We start from the raw sequence: 6,302 nt of genomic DNA, 5'->3' as shown, positions 1-6,302 counted from the left end.
GCCACTGCCCCGAGATCGTTTATTGCTCAATAGTATTTCAGCATTATTATTGAAAATTTATGCATGGTGCTGCGGTATTTGAGGAGCAGTGAGTGTTTATTAGCGTTACGAAGGGAGCCTAAAGCCACCGCCCCGAGATCGATTATTGCTCAATACGATTTGAGCCTGATTAATGAGGGTTTATGCATAGTGCTGAGGTATATTGAGGAGTAGTTACTTTTTTATTAGCGTTAGGAAGGGAGGCTAAAGCCACTGCCCCGAGATCGTTTATTGCTCAATAGTATTTCAGCATTATTATTGAAAGTTTATGCATGGTGCTGGGTATATTGGAGGGTAGTGACTTTTTATTAGTATTAAAAGGAAAGTTAAAGTCTCTGGTTCGAGATCGTTTATTGCTCAATATTATATATAAAAGTTGTTGGGTGGTATAATTCGTGGCTTGTACGATGAGCTCTGCTAATTTTAAGTCATTTAGTAAATTAATTGACAGATATTATTTTTATCGATTTATTCTTTATGTGTTGTTATTACACAAAGGTTAACTCTCCTATTATAAATAGACCATTATATTGAATGAGTTAGAATAAGGTTATAAAATGAAAAGCGTTTATCAGACACTGAGAATAGATACTTTAATATTAAGTGTAGTAGTTAAATGGAAATACTACTTATGAGGTAAAATATTTTGGTTACTTAGCCGTATCAGGTGATACACTAGATTTTTTATAATCAATCATAGCAAGAATTTAGGAAATTATGGATTTCAAGCAAGCCTTATTGGTTGGCATACTACTTTGTGGACAAAGTACTTATGCAAGTAGTGCTCTTACTAATTATAATGAAAGCACTCAGACACTTTCACTTGCTCAATTAGTTAATATTGGGCTTTCAATCAACCCTAAAATTCAAGAGGAAGAAGCAAAGGTCCAAAGTGCAATTAATCAAATAAAGGTTGAAGAAGGTGGTTATTGGCCATCTTTAAGTGCATCCGCAGGGCCGAGACATGGCTTATATGGCGAATTAACCTATGATGTTACATTAACGCAAGTACTCTATGATTGGGGGAAAGTAGCTGGGAACGTTGATTCCGCGACAGCAAAGAAGTTTAAACAAATTCAATCGCTATTAGCGGCTCGCTCAGAAGCTTCATTAGAAATTATTGAAGTTTGTTATGACCTTTACAATGCTCAACAAAAAATACAAGCCATCAAAACATTCCAGATCGAACTCGATAAAATTCATGAACTTGCCAAAGATAGAGCTGCACAAAAATTCAGTGATACCTCAGAATTCAATAAAATATTAAAATATCAAGCCTATATTAATGAGCAGTTAGCGATCGCTAAAGGAGAATTAAGAGCGGCTGAAGGTTTGTACCGTTTGTTGCTTGGACGTCCAGCGACATCTGCGCCTGATTTTTCAACGCCTTTAAATATTCTAGCACAGTTAGAAAATGAAGATGTACTTGAAGAAGCTGTTATAAAGTCTCCTGATTATATAAAAGCAGAGCAAGATATAGCCATTGCAAAAGCGGAAGTAAAAGTAGCAAAAGGAGCATTAAAACCAGACTTGGTGTTTGAAGCTTCTGCTATTAACCGAGAAATAAATGGAACGTTAACAAAAGATGAATCAATAGGCGTTAATGTTGAGATGAATTTCACGCAGGGTTTATCCGCTTATTATCAAGCTCAATCAAGTGAAGATCAAGTGGAAGCGGCTAAGTGGGCATTACAGTCCGTTAGGCGTGAGCTGTACCGTGAATATAATTCTAACAGTCAAAATGAAATAGCATTAAAACAACGTTTAGATGCGCTAGCTGAACAACGCGTTGAGTCTGCAGAGATGGCTGAAACCTATGCTTATCAATTTACTGCGGGGTTAAGAACCATTGAAGACTTACTAACCAGTAAAAGTGATACCTTCCAAATTTCGATGCAATTAATCAGTGCCTCCTCCGAGTATCATCTACTGCCATATCGGATGGCAGCTAAGTTAGGCATGCTCAATAAATTACTATTACCAGGCTATGATGAGGGATCATATTAATGGATGAAAATAAAAGCGAACAAGCTGCAACACCAAGCCCACGTCAATTCAAATTTAAAAAGAAAAATAATGACTCACTACGTAATGGATTAGTTACATTCTGTTCTTTATTCGACAGGAAAGTAACACCTAATGAATTAAGTGATGGATTCCCATTAACTAATGGCCAATTACCAATAGATTATGTGCCGCGCGCATTATCTCGTGTTGGTTTGTCGGCTCGTGTTGTTAATATTGAGATAGAATCATTATTTGAACGACTATTACCGGCGATGTTATTAACTGAATCTGACTCAGTAGTGATTGTGATTTCAATTAATGAGCACGAAGCCAAAGTCATGCTGCCGGAAACCAATCGTGGTGTTGAAACACTGACTATTGAACAGTTAAATGCGATTTACAGTGGTACTGCGGTATTAGCTAAACCCAAATTAAGAAAAGATAGCCGCGCTGGGAATTATGCTATCGAAAAAGGTGAGCATTGGTTTAAAGGTCCATTAAAGAAATGTTGGCCTGCTTATTTTGAAGTAGCAGTTGCTTCATTTATTGCCAACTTATTAGCTGTCGCAACATCATTATTCTCATTACAGGTTTACGACCGCGTGGTGCCAAATAATGCTTTTGATACACTGTTTATCTTATCGATTGGTGTTGCCATCGCTATCGTATTGGATTTTTCACTAAGAGTGTTGCGTGCTTATTTATTAGATGCAACGGGCAAAAAACTCGATATTCAATTATCTTCGAAATTATTTTCGCGGGTTATGCAAATTCGATTGGCTGCAAAACCAGCTTCAACAGGAGCGTTTAGTAGTCAAATACGAGAATTTGAAACAGTCAGGGAGTTTTTTACTTCATCTACTGCTGCAACAATCAGTGATTTCCCATTTATTATCATTTTTTTAGCTATCATCGGCTATATTGGCGGTCCAGTTGTTTGGGTGCCAGTTGTTGGTATTGTCTTAATGCTGTTACCAAGCTTATTAATGCAAGGTAAGTTGGCTCAATTATCACGTGCAAATTTACGTGAAGGGGCTGTTAAACATGGTTTGATGCTCGAAGTTATTGATAATTTAGAAACCGTTAAAACAACCCAAGCTGAAGGTCGTAACTTAATGCTTTGGGAAGAGTTGTCGGCACAGCTGGCTGAAGAAAATATCAAGCTTAAACGTATCTCATCGTTTTTAACTTTGGGGGCGGCTATGATTCAGCAGTTCTGTTATGTCGGCGTAGTGATTGTCGGTGTCTTCCAAATTAGTAATGGTAATTTAACTATTGGTGGATTGATTGCTTGTACTATGCTCGCGTCACGTACTATTGCTCCGGTAAATCAAATGGCTGGCGTATTAGTCAGATGGCAACATGTTAAGGTTGCTTTAGAAGGACTTGAGGACTTAATGAACTCGCCTATCGAGAGACCTGAAGGGCGTAAGTTCTCACGTAAGCAAAACATTAAAGGTCAATATCAAGCTGATACATTGAAGTTTAAATATGCTGAAGATGGTCCGGCTATTTTAAATATTAAAAACTTAAAAATAGCGGCCGGTAGCCGAGTGATGTTATTAGGTAATAATGGTGCTGGTAAATCGAGTCTATTGCGTATTTTAGCGGGCTTAACTGACCCTGTTGGGGGACAGGTTTTATTAGATAATTTGGCGATAAGCCAAATTGACCCAGCTGATAGAGCACAAGCAATTGGTTATTTACCACAGGATATTGCCTTGTTTTACGGGACCTTAAAAGACAATTTATTATTAGATGGTGAGTCACACTCAGATGATGAGTTATACGCTGCATTAGACGCAGTTGGTCTAGGTGAGGCGGTAAGAGAGCACCCAATGGGGCTTGATTTACCAATACAAGGTAAAAACAGTGTCTCGGGTGGCCAACGACAAGCAATTGGTTTAGTTCGTGTTATTTTGCAGGATCCAAAAGTGGTCTTGATGGATGAACCAACCGCATCATTTGACCAAGGCAGTGAAGAGAAGGTGCTCGCTTTCCTAGATAAATGGTTAGTAGGGCGAACGTTGATTATGTCTACACATAAAAGAAGAATGTTAGCGATTGGCCAACGTGGGCTGGTATTAAAGAAAGGACAAATTGTAATGGATGGCCCTTTAAAAGATATTCTAACTAACAAACCAGCAGGCAAAGGGGGTCAAAGTGTCTAATAAACAACAAGAATCTAAATTATTACGCTCATTAAACGATCCTGAACATACAGTAATGAACCCTGGGATTCATTATGGTTTATGGCTTAGTGCATTAACTGTTATTATTTTTGTTATCTGGGCAAGTTTTGCTGAAATTGATGAAGTTGTTCGTGGTGAAGGCCGAATTGTACCTTCTTCGCGTTTGCAAATGATTCAAAGTCTCGAAGGCGGAATTGTCGATAAGTTAATGGTTAATGAAGGTGACATGGTTGATGTAGGCCAAGTGCTTGTTAGCTTAGATAATACGCGTTTTTACGCGGCTTATATGGAAGGCTTAAGCCAATCTGATGCATTAACTGCAGCAGTTGCTCGATTAGAGTCTGAAGTAAAAGAAGAGTCTACTATCAAGTTTCCTGAAGGTTTTGATGTGGACAGTGCAGAAGCTAAATCTGAAATGGCTTTATTTAATGCGCGACGTGATAGAAAGCAACAAACACTTGCGTCATTAAAGCAAGAAATGGCGATTGCTAACAAACAGTTGAAGGTACTTAAGCCCTTGGTTGAACGTCGTGCGGTTAGCCAGATGGAAATGCTCAGACTAGACCAGACGGTTCAAGAACTAAAAGGGCGGATTGTTGAAACCCAGAATAGTTATATGCAGGATGCCTATACTGAATTAAGCGAAAAGAAAGGGATGTTAAATGCGTTAAATCAAACCTTGCTGCAGAAAGAAGATCAACTTAATAGAACTAAGATTTTGTCTCCAGTTAAAGGTCAAGTGAACGATATTTTAATTACAACACGTGGGGGAGTTATTCAACCTGGCGAACCGATTATGAAAGTTTTGCCACTTGAAGATCGCTTATTAGTTGAAACAAAAATCAAACCTCAAGATGTTGCATTTTTGGCTCCAGGCATGAAAGCGCGCGTTAAAATTACAGCTTATGATTATACTATCTATGGTGATTTAGAAGGGGTTGTTGAGCAGATAAGCCCGGATACTTTTGAAGAAGATACTGCAAAAGGTAAGGAATATTATTACCAAGTATTAGTTCATACTAAGAAAAATTATTTAGAGCGCCATGGTGAAAAATTGCCGATTAGGCCTGGTATGATTACCCAAGTTGATGTGCTCGGCGGTAAACGTACGATCATGAGTTATATGCTCAAACCGCTCATTAAAGCCAAGCTTTATTAAAAATGTATTAATTTAACTTAGTGCTAACTAACAATTATCTCGTTTACCGTATTGATTGTTAGTTTAGCGCTGAGCTAAGTTTTTATCTCAAATCCTACCTAAATCAGTCAATATTTAAATTCCCGTCTATCTTTCCAGAATTGTTAAATCTTAGCTTTTTAGCTGTGTTTATTATTAGACCTGCTTATATTATACCAATCACACTAATTAACTGATCTATTTTACTTGCTAAAATAACTTATTTCTTCGTTGTAATTTTCGCAAATAGAACAACTATTTAACTCAAATTACGCCTTAAACTAAGTCATTTTTTCTGCGTAAAATTTAGATCACTTATTTAATATAATTGGTATTAAATCGAAATGCACTACAAAATTCATCTAGGAAATATTAGAAAGTAGCTAGTGAAGTGCGTTCTTTTATTTATTACACCTACAAGGGAGGCTGAAGCCACCGCCCCGAAGTAGCAGTTTCAATCACTTGGGGCGGTGACTTTAGTCTCCCTGCCTGCGTCAAATCGAAATACATTACAAAACTCATCGAAGGTGCAGTCATAATCACTAGGGGCGATGACGTTAGTCTCCCTAGTTGCGTCAAATCCAAATACATTACAAAATTCATCGAAGGTGCAGTCATAATCACAGGGGGCGGTGACTTTAGTCTCCCTGCTTGCGTAAAATCGAAGTACATTAAAAAGTTTATCGAGGAAAATGCGACAAAGTAACTAGTGAAGTGCGTTCTTTTATTTATTACACCTACAAGGGAGGCTGAAGCCACCGCTCCGAAGTAGCATCTGCAAGGAAGGCTAACAAAAAGGAGTCGCAGAGCTCCTACGCTCATAAGACTAAGCTTGTAGTGGTCAACTAATTCCGGACATTAAATTAAGGTTTTCTTCCGCTTTCGCA

The 6,302-nt window shown here is 38.0% G+C and carries 3 protein-coding genes; all 3 read left to right on the top strand.

The window, feature by feature from the left end:
* The first annotated feature begins 756 nt into the window (after positions 1-756).
* The 3 genes from V6256_RS14685 to V6256_RS14675 are packed head-to-tail and all read left to right on the top strand — an operon-like array spanning position 757 to position 5,397.
* A complete protein-coding gene (locus V6256_RS14685) occupies positions 757-2,046 on the top strand; it encodes a TolC family protein (protein ID WP_341599024.1) in 1,290 nt (429 codons plus the stop codon).
* A complete protein-coding gene (locus V6256_RS14680; protein ID WP_341599023.1) occupies positions 2,046-4,217 on the top strand; it encodes a type I secretion system permease/ATPase in 2,172 nt (723 codons plus the stop codon). The genes V6256_RS14685 and V6256_RS14680 overlap by 1 nt, the downstream gene beginning before the upstream one ends.
* The gene (locus tag V6256_RS14675) at positions 4,210-5,397 is read left to right on the top strand and encodes a beta-barrel domain-containing protein (protein WP_341599022.1); all 1,188 of its coding nucleotides are present in this window, start codon (positions 4,210-4,212) and stop codon (positions 5,395-5,397) included. Before V6256_RS14680 ends, V6256_RS14675 begins: the two co-directional genes overlap by 8 nt.
* The last annotated feature ends 905 nt before the right edge of the window (positions 5,398-6,302 follow it).

The organism is Psychromonas aquatilis (assembly GCF_038155185.1).
Taxonomy (GTDB): domain Bacteria; phylum Pseudomonadota; class Gammaproteobacteria; order Enterobacterales; family Psychromonadaceae; genus Psychromonas; species Psychromonas aquatilis.
This window is presented reverse-complemented; position numbering and strand designations above follow the sequence as displayed.